Genomic DNA, 15,528 nt, shown 5'->3' with positions numbered 1-15,528 from the left:
GTATGTGCCCGCGGCCGGTGCCCGGCAGTCCGGGTACCCGGTCAGAAGGGCGGCCACGGGATCGCGCGGCTGTGGGGCGGCAGCGGCATCACGCCCACATCGGCGAGCGACTTCGCACGCCGCAGCAGCGCGGCGATCTCCTCCGGGGTGATCAGCGTCGACAGACGCACATGCAGCACGCTGTCCACGTCCTCGAGCACGCCGCTCAGACGCGCCAGGTCGGCACGCTCGCCGGGCGGCACCGGGGTGCCCGCCCATCCCCACAGGATGGTCCGAAGCTTGTTCTCGCTGTGCAGGCAGATCCCGTGATCGATGCCGTACAGCCGGCCGTCGCCGTCGGTCAGGATGTGCCCGCCCTTGCGATCGGCGTTGTTGAGGACGGCGTCGAGCACCGCGAGGCGGCGCAGCCTGTCCTCCACCGAATGAACGAGGATCACTTCATCGCCTCGGTGGTCGTAGGCGTTGAGGACCCCGCGATACCCCTCCGGCACCTCGCCGGCGGGCACCAGATCCACCGGGTCGAGACGGCCGTCGTCCGACGGCGGCTGCTCGATCCACCGCTGGACCATGCCCGCACCCAGATCGATGTCGGTCGGACCGTCCTCGCGCAGCACGGTCTCGGGTATCAGATCCCATCCGAGTGCGTCGCTGATGAGATAGGACGCCACTTCGCGGCCGGCGAGGGTCCCGTCCGGGAAGTCCCACAGCGGTTCCTCACCGCGTACGGGCTTGTACACGCAGCGCATGGCCGTCCGTCCGTCCGACACGGCGCAGGCCACCGTGAGGTTGCTGGCCGAGGCGATGCGGCCCAAAACGGTGAGCTCGCCGGTGGCCAGCAGCTCCAGGCAGTCGGCGTTCACCGGTGCGTGTCGTCCCCGCCCCAGTCGCCGTCGTCCGCGCCGTCACCACGCTCGTCGGTGCCGTCGTCGTCGCTGTCGTCATCAGTGTCGTCGTCCAGTACGGCGTCCTCGTCCTCGACGGTGAACGACGAGTCGAATCCGGGCACCAGCCGACTCAGACTCGCGAGCACCTCCGGGTCGACGAACTCGAGTGACCGGCTGAACTCGGCGTCGCGTTTGTAGCCGTTGCTGCGTGCGCAGATGTGCCCCGACGGATCCAGCGGCTGGTTGCACAGGGGACACAGCGGGCGGCCGGCCGCGATCACGCGCATAGAGCGGGCACTGAACTCGCGCGCCTCGTCGGCGGTCAGGAAGACGCGGACGGTGTCCGGTCCCTCCTCGGTGTCGTCGAGGATCACCGACTCGTCCAACGGCTGTTCGGTGACCGCGAGCAGTTCGATCACCACCGCGGCCGCATCGGCGTCCCAGCCCAGACCCATCGAACCGACCCGGAACTCGGAATCGATCGGGCTCTCGAGCGGCGAGACGTCGCCGACGTCCTCGGCCTCCGGTGGAATCGGCGTGCCGAAGCGCCGGCGCACCTCGTCGAGCAGATAGCTGAGGCGGTCGGCCAGGATCAGCACCTGCTGCTTCTCCAGTTCGACGCTCATCAACCGAGAGTCCTGCGACACCTGAATGTAGAAGGTGCGATCCCCCGGCTGACCGACGGTGCCCGCGACGAAACGCCGCGGACTCCGGAATTCGTGGATCGTACGAGCCATGACTCAACGGTACCCGGACGGCGAGCCGTGCTCCCGACTATGCCCCGGTGGACCCGCCCACCGTGGCGCCGGCGGCCATCGGCGGCCGCGGGAGCTCGAGCACCCCGTTGTTGTTGACGGTCTGCACGTAGGGCCGGGCAGCCGAGTAATGGATCACGCTGATCGAACCCGGATCCACCACGATCCGCTGGAACTGGTCCAGATGCATGCCGAGTGCATCGGCGAGCACCGCTTTGATCACGTCGCCGTGCGAGCAGGCCACCCACACGCCCTTCCCGTCGGGACCGCCGTGTACCCGGTCGAGTTCCCGGATCGCCCTGGTCGCGCGGCGCGACACGTCGAGCAGGCCCTCGCCGCCCGGGAACACCACCGCCGACGGCTGCTGCTGCACCACCTTCCACAGCGGCTCGCCGAGCAGTTCGGAGATCTTGCGATTGCTCCAGTCGCCGTAATCGACCTCTTCCAGATTCGGGTCGGTCAGGTGCGGCAGCTCCGGGCGCGCCGCCACGAGCGGTGCGACCGTCTCCGCGCATCGCTGCAACGGCGAGCGGACGACGGCGGTGAGGTCGCCGAGGACGCTGCCGAGCCTGACCGGGAGTTCACCGGCCTGCGTGCGTCCGTGACCGTCGAGCCCCACACCCGGCGTCCGACCCGCGAGAAGTCCCGACGTGTTGGCCGTGGAGCGTCCGTGCCGGACCAGGATCACCGTCATGTCACACAGGTTACTGCCGCACGTGAATCGGGCCCGTCGACGCGGTCACGCCGCGATCGCGCCCACCTGCAGCAGGACGATGACGAGCAGGCCGAGCGCCACGCGGTAGGTCGCGAACCAGATCATCGAATGGTGCGAGACGAACTTGAGCAGCCACGCGATCGAGACGTAACCGAGCACGAAGGCGATGAGAGTGGCCACCGCGATCTGCGAGCCGCTCGCGGCCAGGCCCTCCCCCGCGGGTTCGAACACGTCCTTGAGGCTGAACAGTCCGGAGGCGAGAACCGCCGGAATCGCGATCAGGAAGGAGAATCGGAACGCCGCCTCGCGTTCGAGGCCGACGAACAGACCCGCGCTCGCCGTCGCACCCGACCGCGAGACTCCGGAGATCAGCGCCAGACACTGCGCCGCGCCCATCACGAGGGCGTCGCGCCGGGTGATCTTCTCGAGGGGCCGCTCGCGCGTTCCGACGTACTCGGCGGCGAGGAAGACGAAGGAGAACAGGATCAGCATGATCGCCACCAGCCAGAGGTTCCGGCCTGCGGTGCGGATCTGGTCCTTGAAGACGAATCCGAGCACACCGATCGGGATGGTGGCGAGAATCACGTACCAGCCCAGCCGGTAGTCCAGACCGCGCCTCGTCCGATCCCGCAGTCCCGCGAACCACGCACCGACGATCCGCCAGATGTCCTTGGCGAAGAAGATGAGAACCGCGAGTTCGGTGCCGAGCTGGGTGACCGCGGTGAACGAGGCACCGGCGTCGTCACCGAACCAGATCTCCGAGATGATGCGCAGGTGGGCCGAGGACGAGATCGGCAGGAACTCCGTCAGGCCCTGGACCGCTCCGAGGACGATCGCCTGGAGCCATGTCATGGTCTCAGTCATGGGGGCTGATGCTACCCATCGAACGGGTCACACATCGGCATCGCGCAAGATGGTGTCATGCGCGCGCGAACCCGACTCACCGCCCTGCTCGTGGCCGTGGCCACGGCCTCCGCCCTCACCGCCTGCGGTCAGTCCGACGACGGCTCCGCACAGAATGTGCCGACTGTCACACCCGCGACACCTGCCGAATCCCCGGCCGACGCCGCCCGCCCGGCGGGCGCGGTCGTCGCCGCGGACGCCGCACGCGCCGTGGTGGCCGGGCACGGTCAGCAGTCGCGGGTCGCGCTGCTGTCGAACGACGGCCGAACCGTGCAGATCTTCACCGATCCGGGCGCCCCGGGTGCGCCCGCGCCGACCTCGGTTCCGGTGCCCGGTCTCGCCGCGCTCACCGCCTCCGGCGACGGTTTCGTCGGTGCCGGAGAGAGCGGGATCGTCCGCATCGATCCCGCCGGCTCGGTGACTGTGACGAAGGCGGATCTGCCCGGCGCACTGTCGGTGGCGACCACCGAGGACGGCCGGACGCTGGTCGGCACCGACCGCGGCCACGTGCTGGTGCTCGACCGCGACGGACAACAACAGCGCGACATCGGCGGGTTCGTCCGCGTCGACGACATCACCGTGGCACCTGCGACCGCCGGCGATCGTGCCGGGCAGGTCGTGGTCCTCGATCGGGCGCAGTCGGCGGTCACCCCGGTCGACATCGACTCGGGGGAACTCAAGGCGGCGCTGCGCGCCGGCGACGGGGCGACCACCTCCATCGTCGATCGATACGGCCGGGTGCTGGTGGCCGGTACCCGCAACAACGAGGTGTACGCGTTCTACGGGCAGCCGATCGTGATGCGCATGCGGGCTCCGGTCGCCGACAGCCCGTACGCGCTGGCCTTCGACAACCGTCGCAACCTGCTGTGGGTCTCCAGCACTGCCACCAATGAGATCGCCGCCTATGACGTCTCCACCGGAGAGGTCATCGAGAAGCACCGGTTCGCGAGCGTCCCGCAGGTCACCTCGATGGACGTCGACCCGGTCAGTGGTTCACTTCTGGCGGCCTCGGGCCGCGACGGCTCACTCCAAGTGATCGCGGCCGATGCGGTCCGGTGACCGCCCCGTACCCGACCTCGCACTCACGACGAAGGCTCTCACGATGCTCAGCACACTGAACCGGATCCTCTACCCGCTGGTCTTGAAGGTCATGTTCCTGCTCGACCCCGAGCGGATCCACGCGATCACCGCTCAGGTGATCCGCCGCTGCGGCTACGCGCCGGGAGTGCGATCGCTGATGGCGAAGCTCTTCGCCACCGATGACCCGATTCTCCGCAACGAGGTCTTCGGGGTCTCGTTCCCCGCACCGATCGGACTGGCCGCCGGCTTCGACAAGAACGCGTCGAGCGTCAACGCGTGGGGGCAGATGGGCTTCGGATTCGCCGAGATCGGCACCATCACCGGTCAGGCGCAGCCGGGCAACCCCGCTCCCCGTCTGTTCCGGCTGCCCGCCGATCGGGCGCTGATCAACCGGATGGGCTTCAACAATCCCGGTGCGGACACCGCGGCCCGCGCGCTGGCTCAGCCCCGGCCCGGACCGGTCCGGGTCCCGATCGGCGCGAACATCGGCAAGACCAAGGTGGTTCCGGTCGAGGATGCCGTCGACGACTACCGGCACAGCGCCCGGACACTCGGGCCCCTGGCGGACTTCGTGGTCGTGAACGTCAGCTCGCCGAACACTCCTGGACTGCGCGACCTGCAGGCCGTCGACTCGCTGCGGCCGATCCTCGCGACGGTCCTGGATGTGGTCGACAAGCCGGTGCTGGTGAAGATCGCACCCGATCTGTCGGACGAGGACGTCGACGCCGTCGCCGACCTCGCCGTCGAGCTGGGCGTCGCCGGCATCGTCGCCACCAACACGACCATCCGGCGCGATTCCCTTGTGACTCCGCGGGCCGAGGTCGAGGCCTGCGGCGCGGGCGGACTCTCCGGACCGCCGGTCGCCGACCGGTCGCTGGAGGTGTTGCGCCGCCTGTACCGACGAGTGGGCGGCCGGGTGGCGCTGGTCAGCGTCGGCGGGATCGAGACCGTCGACCAGGCGTGGGAACGCATCTGCGCCGGCGCCGACCTGCTTCAGATGTACACCGGATTCATCTACGGCGGACCGGTCCGTCTCCGGGAACTGCACGAGGGCATCGCTGCGCGGCTGCGCGCGGGCGGCTACTCCTCGATCCGCGAAGCCGTCGGCTCCGCGGCGCAGTGAGCCGCCCGGCGGCGCGCCCTACTCGGCGGGCTGTTCGAAGACGCCGGTGAGGATCCCGCGCGCGATCGCGCGCGAGTAGAGGTTGAAGCCGAGGAAGGCCGGAGTCGCCTCGGCGGGCAGTTCCAACGATTCGGTGTCGACGGCGTGCACGGCGAACATGTAGCGGTGCGGACCGTGACCGGGAGGCGGACCGGCACCGATGAACTGCTTGAGGCTCGCATCGTTGTTGAGCGTCACGGCACCGGCGGGCAGATCCGCCGACCCCGGCGACCCGGCGCCCGTCGGCAGCGAGGTCACCGACGCCGGGATGTCGGCGACGGCCCAGTGCCAGAAGCCGGAAGCCGTGGGAGCGTCCGGATCGAAACACGTCACGACGAAGCTCTTGGTCTCGGCGGGGAAACCCGACCAGCTCAGCTGCGGGGAGACGTCGTCTCCGCCCGCGCCGAAGATCCCCGAGACCTGCGGCGTCGGGAGGGTCTGGCCCTCGGCGAAGTCGCTCGATGTCACCGTGATCGCCGGCAACTGGGGTAACGCGTCATACGGGTCGTATGTCGTCACTATCGCATCCTTTCGACTGTCCGCACCCGGCCGTTGTCGTCAGCAGTTGCGGAGAAAATGCTCGAAAACCTTGGTACCGAACACGATCGAGTCTACGGGCACGCGTTCGTCGACGCCGTGAAAGAGCGCGGCGAAATCGAGTTCGGGAGGCAGCCGAAGCGGAGCGAAGCCGAAGCACCGGATCCCGAGCTTCGCGAAGGCCTTCGCGTCGGTGCCGCCCGAGAGCATGTACGGCACCGTCCGGCCGTCCTCGTCGTGCGCGAGGATCGCATCGTTCATCGCGTCGACGAGATCGCCGTCGAACCGCGTCTCGTAGGGATCCAGGTGGGTGATCCACTCGCGCTTCACCTTGGGGCCGATCAACTCGTCGATCGTGCGCTCGAACTCGGCCTGCCTGCCGGGCAGCACGCGGCAGTCCACGACGGCCTCGGCGTGCTGGGGAATGACGTTCGCCTTGTAGCCGGCCGACAGCATCGTCGGGTTCGCGGTGTCCCGGAGGGTGGCGCCGATGATGCGGGCGATGTTCCCGATCTTGAACAGGGCGGACTCCAGATCCGGCGTCTCGGGACTGAAATCGAGGCCGGTCTCCTCCGACAGTGCCTCCAGGAACTCCCGGACCGACTCGGTCATCACCAGCGGGAAGCGGTGCGCGCCGATGCGGGCCACCGCGGTCGCGATCTCCGTGACCGCGTTCTCGGCGGCGAGGAACGAACCGTGGCCTGCCTGCGCGTCGCAGGTGAGCCGCATCCACGACAGTCCCTTCTCGGCCGTCTCCACGAGATACAGACGCCGCACACCTCCGTCCGGGCGGTCGACGGTGAGGGAGAACCCGCCGACCTCCCCGACGGCCTCGGTGATGCCCTCGAAGAGATCGGGGCGGTTCTGCACCAGCCAGTGCGATCCCCACGTGCCACCGGCCTCCTCGTCGGCCAGGAAGGCGAAGACGATGTCGCGCGGCGGAACGGTGCCCTCACGTTTGAACTGGCGCGCCAGTGCGAGCGCCATGCCGGCCATGTCCTTCATGTCGACCGCGCCTCGGCCCCAGACGTAGCCGTCGCGGACGGCGCCGGAGAACGGGTGGACGCTCCAGTCCTCCGCCTCCGCGGGCACCACGTCGAGATGCACGTGGATCAGCAGCGCACCGCGGTCCGGATCGGCGCCCGGCAACCGCGCGAACACGTTCCCGCGTCCGGGCATGCCCGACTCCACGTATTCGGTGGCGTAGCCGACCTCCTCGAGCCGCGCCGCCACCCATCTGGCGCACTCCGCCTCCCCCTTGGTGGTCTCCGGCTGTCCGGTGTTCGACGTGTCGAATCGGATCAGCGCACTCACCAGATCGACAACTTCATCGGTCGCTCGCAAGCCTGTCACCTCTTCATTCGTAGGCGATTTGGGATACGGGGGCAACCGTGGTTATTGTTATCCCGCGCAAAGCGGTGCGGAGCGCACGAACAACAGAACAAGTCCGAGTGGCGGAATGGCAGACGCGCTAGCTTGAGGTGCTAGTGTCCTATTAACGGACGTGGGGGTTCAAGTCCCCCCTCGGACACACTGTGATGAGTCGCGACATCGTTTACACACGATGTCGCGACTCATTGCTTTTCCGGGGGTTCGCGGGTTGTCGGTGTGTTCTTGTCTGGCGGCTGGTAGTCGCGGGTGTCGTCGATGTGGTGGGTGGCGATGATTGTGCCGGTCTCTGCGTGGGTGGTGATGACGTCGTGGTCGTGGATCAGCATGAGTACTGGCTGGCCGATGTTGGCTCGGCCCATTCCGAGGTGTCGTAGGCGGCCGGCGTAGCGGAGGCTGACTTTGCCGTGGTTGTCGATCCGGTCGGTCCGGGTGCGCCACTCTGGTTCAGTGGTGGTCTGCGGATGTGCCTTCGCCAGCGCGGTGTAGGCCTGGCAGGGTGTGCGGCGGCCTAGCGAACGGTGCGGACGGTCGGTGTTGTACCAGGTGCGGAAGTCGTTGAGATGTGCTTGTAGGTCCTCGATGGTGGTGGGTCGGGGGCGGGCGCGGAGCCACCGTTTGAGGGTTTGGTGGAAGCGTTCGATCTTGCCTTGTGTCTGCGGGTGTCCGGGTGAGCCGTTCTTCTGGGTGATGTGGTGGGCTTCGAGGAGTTTCTCGAAGCCGTTACGGCCGGCGTTGCGTGCGGTGAGTCGGGTGGTGAACACCATCCCGTTGTCGGTCAGGGTCGATGACGGTGCCCCGTACTGGTTGATCAGTGCGTTCATGACGGTGACGACATCTGTTCCGGTGTATGCGTTCTGCGTGCTGATGTGGAGCAGGAATCGAGAGTGATCATCGAGAAAGTCGAGGATCTCTACCCGGTCTCCGTGGGCGAGGTACCAGTGAGTGATGTCGGCTTGCCAGCATTCGTTGGGCAGGTCGGCTTCGAAGCGGATGTAGGAACTGCGGGGCCGTTTGCGGGGTTCTGGGGTGATCAGGCCCGCGGCGTGCAGGATGCGGCGGATCGTCGAGGCCGCAGGCACCTGCAGTCCTTCCCTGTGCAGGTGCCATCCGATGGTTGCTGGTCCGGCGTCTTTGCCTTCGGCGGTCAGTTGTCGGCGCAGTGCGATGATTCGGTCGGTGATCACTGCCGGGGTCGTTCCGGGGCGATGACGGGGAGCTCGTGAGCGCGGCACCAGACCTGCGGGTCCTTCGCGGTCGTATCGCTTGAGGAGTTCGTACACCCACTGCCGGGACACTCGGTAACGCGCGGCAGCCTGTGTCGGTGTGAGGTGTTGGTCGCGGACCGCGCGGACGATCACCAGTCGTTTGTCTTCGGTTGTCATGCCCGATCGTGGCATCGGCTCACCGTCGAGGTCACTGTCAACGATGTCGCGCTGCAGGTGTCAACGATGTCCGCGGCCAAAACGTCAACGATGTCGCGCCGCAGGTGTCAACGATGTGCGCGGAAAACCCCCGATGAGACGTGTCAACGATGTCGCAGTCTCACACACCCCCTCGGACACACTTATCCGGCGGCGGCGACATCGATCGAATCGATGTCGCCGCCGTCGTTTTCGACTTCGACGGTGGTCGCGCCCGCTGCGGTTCGGCGCGACCGCGAGCGGCCGGACGACGATACAGTCATGTGCGTGGACAGGGACCCGGCGAGCAAGACGGAAGACTCCGATTTTCCCGGCACCCGCGTTCTGGTGCTTCTCACGTGTGTCGCCCTCGTCGCCGGCGCGCTGACCGGGCTGGTCGGCGGGGCCTTCCGCTGGACTCTCTCGTGGGCCGAGGAGCGTCGCGCCGATCTGGTCGACTGGTCCGGTGATCACGGACTCGGCGGCGCGCTGATCGTCATCGCCGTGGCAGCGGCCTCCGCGGCCGCCGCGGTGGCGATCGTGCGACGGATCCCCCTCGCCGCGGGCAGCGGCATCCAGCAGGTGGAGGCCGTCGAGGACGATGAAGCGCCCGCCGCGCCGTGGTCGGTGATCCCCGCCCGGTTCGCCGGCGGCGTGCTCAGCATGGGCTTCGCGGGAATGGTGCTGGGCCGCGAGGGCCCCACCGTGCACATGGGCGCGGCGATCGGCGCGGCCGCCGCACGCCTGATCCGTGCGACGTCGGACGAGATCCGGGTGATGCAGACCGCCACCGCCGGCGCCGGACTCGCCGTGGCCTTCAACGCCCCGATCGGCGGTGCGCTCTTCGCCTTCGAGGAGGTCGCCAAGAAGATCCGGCTGCGCTACGCGGTGTGGACGCTCACCGCGGTGGCGGCTGCCGTCGCCTGCAGCCGTCTGATCCTCGGCGACGCTCCCGACTTCCGGGCGGGCGGGATCGACAATCCGTCGCCGGACCGTCTGTGGGTCTTCCTCGTCTTCGGTGTCCTCGTCGGCGCCCTCGGAGTGGTCTACAGTCGGCTGCTGCTCCTGTTCGTGGATCTCGCCGCGCGCATCAGAGTGCCAGCGGTGGTTCTCGGCGCCCTCGTCGGCGCGGGCATCGGCATCCTGGCGATCACCGTGCCCTCGGCGGTCGGTGGCGGCGACGACCTCGCCCAACGGCTGCTCGACGCCCAGCGGACGGCATTCTGGATGATCCTCGCGATCATCGCCATGCGGTTCGTGACCGGACCGGTCTCCTACGGCACCGGAGCGCCCGGCGGTCTCTTCGCCCCGATGCTCGCACTGGGAGCGCTGACGGGAGCCGGCTTCGGCCGGATCCTCGAAGCGCTGTACGCGCCCTTCGGCGATCTGACACCTGCGCTGGTGGTGGTCGGAATGAGCACCTTGTTCGCGGCGGTGGTCCGCGTACCCCTCACCGCGATCGTCCTGGTGATGGAGATGACCGCGGTGACGGCACTGACGGTGCCCATGGCGGTGGCGGTGACCGCCGGTGTCGCGACCGCCTCGCTGGCCGGGTCGAAGCCGGTCTACGACGCACTGCGCGAACGATACCTGCGCGACATCGGCGTCTCGGGCGTCGCCGTACGCCCGCACGACTGACAGCGGCGCGGACGCCACCGAAGATCGGTGACGCCCGCGCCGCGTGCCGGGTCTGCCGCGGTCAGCCCTGTCTGCTGCCGACCCCGGTTCCGAGCGTGATGTCGAGCGTGTTGTCGCCGTCGGCGGTCACCGTGGTCTGCACCGCGCGCGGCTCGTACATGCTCGCGACGACGGTGAACCTGTCGTCGGTGAGACCCTCGATGCGGTAGCGCCCGTCGGCGTCGGTCCGGGCCGTGGCGACGATGGTCCGATCCGAGCCGATCGCCGACACGGTCGCTCCGGCAAGCGGAGTGCCGTCCGCGGCGCGCACGTACCCCTGGACGCCGCCGATGGCGTCGAGCACGATGTCGATCGCCGCGGCGTCTCCGGCGGTCATCAACTCGCTGCTCGCCTGGTAGCCGGGCGCCGAGGCGGTCACCGCCACGGTGTCGCCGTCGGTGAGGCCGCCGATCGAGAACTCGCCGTCCGAGCCGGCCTGTGCGGTGGCCAGCACCGAACCGGTCTGATCGGTCACGACCAGCCGTGCGGGCAGCGGGCGCTGGGCGTCGCGGACGCGTCCGGTCAGCACGGCTGCGCCCGAGAGCGAGAAGTCCCGGCGCAGTCCCACGTCCCCGACAGTCGACACACCGACGGCCTTGGGGCCGCGTCCCGGCGCGGTGGCGATGACCGTGTACGCCCCGCTCTCCAGTCCGCCGACTCGGTACGAACCGTCCTCGGCGACGGTCGCGCCGCCGGCCTGCCGTCCTTCGCTGTCGGTGACCGTGATGGCCGCCCCGGCGAGCGGCGCACCGTCCGGACCGGTCACGGTTCCGGACAGCTGAGCGCCCGACGGGGAAGCGAAGCTCTCCGACGGCGTCTCGGCGACGAGGGCGACCGGCGATCCGACACCGGCGTCTCCGGCGACCGCGGCGATCTCGGCGCCGACCGTCTCATGGCTCGCCGTCAGCGGCTTCCGGGCGCCGGTGAACACCGACGCGATCGCACCGAGCACGCAGCAGATCAGGGCGAAGGTGAACGCGGCGGTGAGACCGTCCGCGAACGGATCGCTGATCAGGTGCGGGAAGAAGTCCAGTCCGGTCAGATGCTCGACGCTGGCCTGCGGCAGTCCGTTCAGCGCCTGGCCGCCGACCTGCTGGATCGGGTTGTAGCCGAGGAACGCGGCGAACAAGATGCCCACGGTCGGCAGACCGGCGATGGCCTGCGCGGGTTGCGCGGGCATGCCGTTGGCGGTGAGACCGTCGAACATCGCCGACGGCAGCGTGCTCGAGAGACCCGCGATCATCAGCGAGAAGAACAGACCGATCGACAGGACCATCGCCGCGTTCTGGAAGGTCGTCATCATCCCGGCACCGGAGCCACGCGAGGTGACCGGCAGGCTGTTCATCACTTCGGCACGGTTCGGGGAGGCGAACAGGCCCATGCCGATGCCGTTCACCACGAGGATCACGGCGAACACCCAGTAGTCGAAGTCGACGGGGATGGCGATGAGGGCCGCGAAGGTGCCCGCGGTGATCAGCAGACCGAGGGTGGTGAACCACTTGGTGCCCAGCTTGTCCGAGAGCGCGCCCGACACCGGCGCGGAGACCAGGAAGCCCACGGTCATCGGAACCATGTAGATGCCCGCCCACAGCGGTGTCTGCGAGTAGTCGTAGCCGTGCTGCGGCAGCCAGATGCCCTGCAGCCAGATAATGAGGATGAACTGCAGACCGCCGCGCCCGATGGACGCCATCAGGTTCGCGATGTTGCCGAAGGTGAACGACCGGTTGCGGAACAGCGACAGTTCGAACAGCGGGCTGTCGACGTGCATCTCGATGAACACGAAGACCGCGAGGACGAAGGCCCCGCCGACCAGCGCGGCGAGCACCCAGGGGTTGCTCCAGCCCATGTCCGATGAGCCGTACGGCTGGATGCCGTAGGTGATGCCGACGAGGATCGCGATCAAGCCGACGGCGAAGGTGAGGTTGCCCCACCAGTCCATCTTGGCCTTGCGGCGCTCGCCGGTGTCCCGCAGCTTCAGGTAGGCCCAGATGGTGCCCACGACGCCGAACGGAACGGAGACGAGGAAGATGTAGTGCCACTGGATCGGGGCCAGCACGCCGCCGATCAGGAGGCCGAGGAACGAGCCGGCGATCGCCGCGACACCGTTGATGCCCATCGCCAGACCGCGCTGGTTGGCCGGGAAGGCGTCGGTGAGGATGGCCGATGAGTTGGCCATCAGGAAGGCGCCGCCGACACCCTGGATGACGCGCCAGAAGATCAGCCAGATGGCGGCCTGCGACCCGTCGAACCAGGTGATCGCCAGGAAGATGGACGAGACGGTGAACACCGCGAAGCCCATGTTGTACATGCGCGCCCGGCCGAACATGTCGCCGAGCCGGCCGAAGCTCACCACCAGGACCGCGGTGACGACGAGGAAACCCATCATCATCCACAGCAGGTAGCTGGTGTTCTGGGGTTCGAGGGGATTGAGGTTGATGCCCTTGAAGATGTCGGGCAGGGCGATCAGCACGATGGAACTGTTGATCGTGGCGATCAACATGCCCAGGGTGGTGTTGGAGAGCGCGATCCACTTGTAGTTGGGACCGAGTTCTTCGAGGGTCTGCTGGCGGGCACCGCCGGCCGGGCCTGTGCCGCCGGCGGTGTCTGCAACTGTTTTGGTCGACATGCGAACCTTTCAGGACTAATGCGGTGAATCAGTGCTTGCGTTGAATCAGTGCTTGCGACGGTTACGCCGAAGATCGGGTGGGCCGTGCGCCGCGGAGGCGTCGATCACGTCTCCGGCGAGCGGACGGCCTGGATGTCGAGCCGGACGCGAGCGGTGTTGCCGATCTGCGCGGCTCCGCTGACGAGTTTGTCGTCGAAGCTGATCCCGAAGTCACGGCGCCGAAGGGTCGCCGTGGCTTGGAAGCCGGCGCGGACGCCGCCCCACGGGTCCTCGGTCTGCCCGAGGAATATCAGCTCGAGCGAGACCGGGACGGCGGTGTCACGCAGGGTCAGCGTTCCCTCGAGCGTCCAGGTCTCGTCGGACGCCGGGCGCACCCGCTCGGCGTGGAAGAGGGTCGTCGGGTAGCGCTCGGCGTCGAAGAACGCATTCGATCGCAGCACCTCGTCGCGCATCCGGTTGTCGGTGTCGATGCTGGCGGTCGAGATCTCCGCCGTCACCGACGACTGCTCCGGATCGTCGCCGACGACGATGGTGCCCGTGAACTCGGTGAAACGGCCGCGGACGGTCGCGATCCCGAGGTGACGGACGCTGATGTCGATGGTCGAATGCGAGCCGTCGATCTCCCAGCGGCCGGCCTCGGGGGTCGGCGATCCGCCGACCCGGGCGAGAGTGACCTCGCCCAGACCGACCGCGCCGGGACCGGACACGACGGCGGTGCGAGCGGCCGGCCGGAAGCCGTCCGCGGCGGCGACCACGGTGTACATCCCCGCGGCCAGGTCGTCGACGCGAATGTGTCCGTCGCCGTCGGACCTGACGATCGCCGCCTGCTGTCCCTCCTGCGACATGACGGTCACCACGGCGGTGTCGATGCCGCGGCCCGCCGGAGTCGCCACGCGTGCTGTGAGCTTTGCGGTCATGGTCACCGCCCCTGCACGCCGAGGACGAACTCGTGATTGACGAATCGTCCGGCCCGGACGTCGACGGTCGCGGCCACCGGCGCGTAACCGTTGGCCAGCACCGTGTAGTCGCCGGGGGTGAGATCGGTGAAGCTGTAGCGCCCGTCCTCGTCGCTGAACACACTGGCCGCCATTGAGCCGTCGGCGGCCAGCAGCGACACCTGGCTGTGGCCGATCACTCCCCCGTGCGCGTCGGTGACCAGACCGGACAGAGCGACGGCGGAGCGCATCTCGACGACCACCGGCTGCGAGGAACCCGCGGTGTGAGCGACGGTTCTGGCGGTCGCCTCGAACCCTGGCGCGTTCACCACCAGCGTGTATCCGCCCTCGGCCACGCCGCGCAGTTCCCATCGGCCGTCGGCGCCGGCGACCGCCGTCGCGACCACGTGCCCGGACGGGGCGGTCGCGGTCACCACGGCACCGGCGATCGGTGCGCCGTCGGCGGCGCGGACGAGACCGCCGAGCGCGGAATGGGCGGACAGCACGATCTGCGTCTGGATCGGGGCACCGGCAATCATCGCCGTCACCGCCGCCGGTTCGTGCCCGGTCGCCGACGCGGCGAGCACGTACTGGCCGTCGGCCGCGACGTGGGCGGTGAACGACCCGTCGTGCCGCGCTGACGCGACAGCGACCTGACTCCCCTGCTGGTCGATCACCGTGACGGTGGCATCCGGGACGGATCCGCCGCGCTCGTCTCGGACGGCGCCGCGAATCAGCCGAGAATGTCCATCGACTGCATTCCGCACAGAGTTCCTCCCTCGTTTCTCAGGCAGTCAACGATCGGCCGGGTGCGCGGACGGCTGGGCCGCACCGGCTGTGACCAGCTCACACATCGTGTCGGCGAACAGTGCGATCGACCGGACCACCGATTCCCGTTCGCACTCCGGCAGCCGATTCAGGGCGGTCTCGTACAACGAGATCCGCTCCGAGTTGGCGTCCCGGACGTATGCCTGCCCGGCCGGCGTCAGATCGAGCATGCTGACTCGACCGTCGTGCGGGTCGGGTGTACGCGACACCAGGCCCGCGCTCTCCAGCGAGGCGATGCTCTTCGACATCGACGCCGTGGTCACCTTCTCCCGCTCCGCGAGATCGGTGGGCCGCACCGGGGCGAGCTCGGCGATGGCCCACAGGGTGGCCGCCTGCGACGATGTCAGCTGCTGCTGACCGACACCGCGCCGCACGGCGCGGGTCAAGCGGATCACCGAGAGCGACATCAGCGCACCGTCGGCGATCCGGTGCTCACCGGCCTCACGGTCCGCGCCGTTGTCCGTCACTGTTCGCACGCTCCGACATTTAGATAGTTGACTGCAGTTAAGTAATACTCAGCCAGACTAGACCCGGAAGAGGTCTGTTCAAAAAGTTCAGCGCATGTGAGATCCGCAACAAAGGCTTGCGTGATCGGGCGATTCGGACGCACGTGACATCTCGGCGCCCGCCGTCG

General features: G+C 68.4%; 14 protein-coding genes and 1 tRNA gene. 4 read left to right on the top strand and 11 right to left on the bottom strand.

Annotation, left to right across the window (positions count from 1 at the left end; translation table 11 throughout):
* Positions 1 to 41 precede the first annotated feature (41 nt).
* From ABFX36_RS14655 to ABFX36_RS14640, 4 genes are read right to left on the bottom strand one after another with little or no spacing between them, the layout of a single operon-like run.
* Positions 42 to 860, bottom strand: a complete 819-nt coding sequence (locus tag ABFX36_RS14655; RefSeq protein WP_052692428.1) for an SCO1664 family protein — start codon at positions 858 to 860, stop codon at positions 42 to 44.
* Positions 857 to 1,621: a DUF3090 domain-containing protein gene (locus ABFX36_RS14650; RefSeq protein WP_045539078.1), complete on the bottom strand. Its 765-nt coding sequence runs from the start codon at positions 1,619 to 1,621 to the stop codon at positions 857 to 859. Before ABFX36_RS14650 ends, ABFX36_RS14655 begins: the two co-directional genes overlap by 4 nt.
* A gap of 37 nt (positions 1,622 to 1,658) precedes the next feature.
* Positions 1,659 to 2,333 carry an MSMEG_4193 family putative phosphomutase gene (locus ABFX36_RS14645; protein WP_006894915.1) on the bottom strand — a complete coding sequence of 225 codons (675 nt, stop codon included), beginning with the start codon at positions 2,331 to 2,333 and terminating at the stop codon, positions 1,659 to 1,661.
* Positions 2,334 to 2,378: 45 nt separating this feature from the next.
* Entirely contained in the window at positions 2,379 to 3,218 is an 840-nt protein-coding gene (locus ABFX36_RS14640; RefSeq protein ID WP_346076966.1) for an undecaprenyl-diphosphate phosphatase, read from the bottom strand.
* Positions 3,219 to 3,275: 57 nt separating this feature from the next.
* Here ABFX36_RS14640 and ABFX36_RS14635 point away from each other — a divergent pair, with 57 nt between their 5' ends.
* Positions 3,276 to 4,316, top strand: coding sequence for a YncE family protein (locus tag ABFX36_RS14635; RefSeq protein WP_062367487.1), 1,041 nt, complete (start codon positions 3,276 to 3,278; stop codon positions 4,314 to 4,316).
* A 43-nt stretch (positions 4,317 to 4,359) separates the two neighbouring features.
* Positions 4,360 to 5,460, top strand: coding sequence for a quinone-dependent dihydroorotate dehydrogenase (locus ABFX36_RS14630; RefSeq protein WP_278127329.1), 1,101 nt, complete (start codon positions 4,360 to 4,362; stop codon positions 5,458 to 5,460).
* 18 nt (positions 5,461 to 5,478) lie between these two features.
* Here the strand turns inward: ABFX36_RS14630 and ABFX36_RS14625 are convergent, their stop codons facing one another.
* Positions 5,479 to 6,018 (bottom strand): YbhB/YbcL family Raf kinase inhibitor-like protein, encoded by a 540-nt coding sequence (locus tag ABFX36_RS14625; protein ID WP_006894911.1) that lies wholly within the window; start codon positions 6,016 to 6,018, stop codon positions 5,479 to 5,481.
* A gap of 39 nt (positions 6,019 to 6,057) precedes the next feature.
* The gene (locus ABFX36_RS14620) at positions 6,058 to 7,389 is read right to left on the bottom strand and encodes a M20/M25/M40 family metallo-hydrolase (protein ID WP_006894910.1); all 1,332 of its coding nucleotides are present in this window, start codon (positions 7,387 to 7,389) and stop codon (positions 6,058 to 6,060) included.
* 92 nt (positions 7,390 to 7,481) lie between these two features.
* On the opposite strand from ABFX36_RS14620, the gene ABFX36_RS14615 reads away from it, so the two are divergent.
* Positions 7,482 to 7,567 (top strand) — tRNA-Leu (locus ABFX36_RS14615).
* 43 nt (positions 7,568 to 7,610) lie between these two features.
* Here the strand turns inward: ABFX36_RS14615 and ABFX36_RS14610 are convergent.
* A complete protein-coding gene (locus ABFX36_RS14610; protein WP_346076962.1) occupies positions 7,611 to 8,810 on the bottom strand; it encodes an IS481 family transposase in 1,200 nt (399 codons plus the stop codon).
* A 300-nt stretch (positions 8,811 to 9,110) separates the two neighbouring features.
* On the opposite strand from ABFX36_RS14610, the gene ABFX36_RS14605 reads away from it, so the two are divergent.
* Entirely contained in the window at positions 9,111 to 10,466 is a 1,356-nt protein-coding gene (locus tag ABFX36_RS14605) for a ClC family H(+)/Cl(-) exchange transporter (protein ID WP_346076960.1), read from the top strand.
* 61 nt (positions 10,467 to 10,527) lie between these two features.
* Here ABFX36_RS14605 and ABFX36_RS14600 read toward each other — a convergent pair whose 3' ends face one another.
* From ABFX36_RS14600 to ABFX36_RS14585, 4 genes are all read right to left on the bottom strand, one after another.
* Entirely contained in the window at positions 10,528 to 13,131 is a 2,604-nt protein-coding gene (locus tag ABFX36_RS14600; RefSeq protein ID WP_346076958.1) for an MFS transporter, read from the bottom strand.
* 104 nt (positions 13,132 to 13,235) lie between these two features.
* Complete coding sequence (locus tag ABFX36_RS14595; RefSeq protein WP_346076957.1) at positions 13,236 to 14,048, bottom strand: YceI family protein; 813 nt, start codon at positions 14,046 to 14,048, stop codon at positions 13,236 to 13,238.
* Positions 14,049 to 14,050: 2 nt separating this feature from the next.
* On the bottom strand, positions 14,051 to 14,833 hold the full coding sequence (locus ABFX36_RS14590; RefSeq protein WP_346076955.1) for a carboxypeptidase regulatory-like domain-containing protein: 783 nt from the start codon (positions 14,831 to 14,833) through the stop codon (positions 14,051 to 14,053).
* A 27-nt stretch (positions 14,834 to 14,860) separates the two neighbouring features.
* Positions 14,861 to 15,370, bottom strand: a complete 510-nt coding sequence (locus tag ABFX36_RS14585) for a MarR family winged helix-turn-helix transcriptional regulator (RefSeq protein ID WP_231650322.1) — start codon at positions 15,368 to 15,370, stop codon at positions 14,861 to 14,863.
* Between the last annotated feature and the right edge of the window lie 158 nt (positions 15,371 to 15,528).

This window comes from Gordonia cholesterolivorans (assembly GCF_039531975.1).
Classification (GTDB): Bacteria; Actinomycetota; Actinomycetes; order Mycobacteriales; family Mycobacteriaceae; genus Gordonia; species Gordonia sihwensis.
The sequence above is the reverse complement of the archived record's forward strand: the minus strand, read 5'-3'. Positions and strand labels throughout refer to the sequence as shown.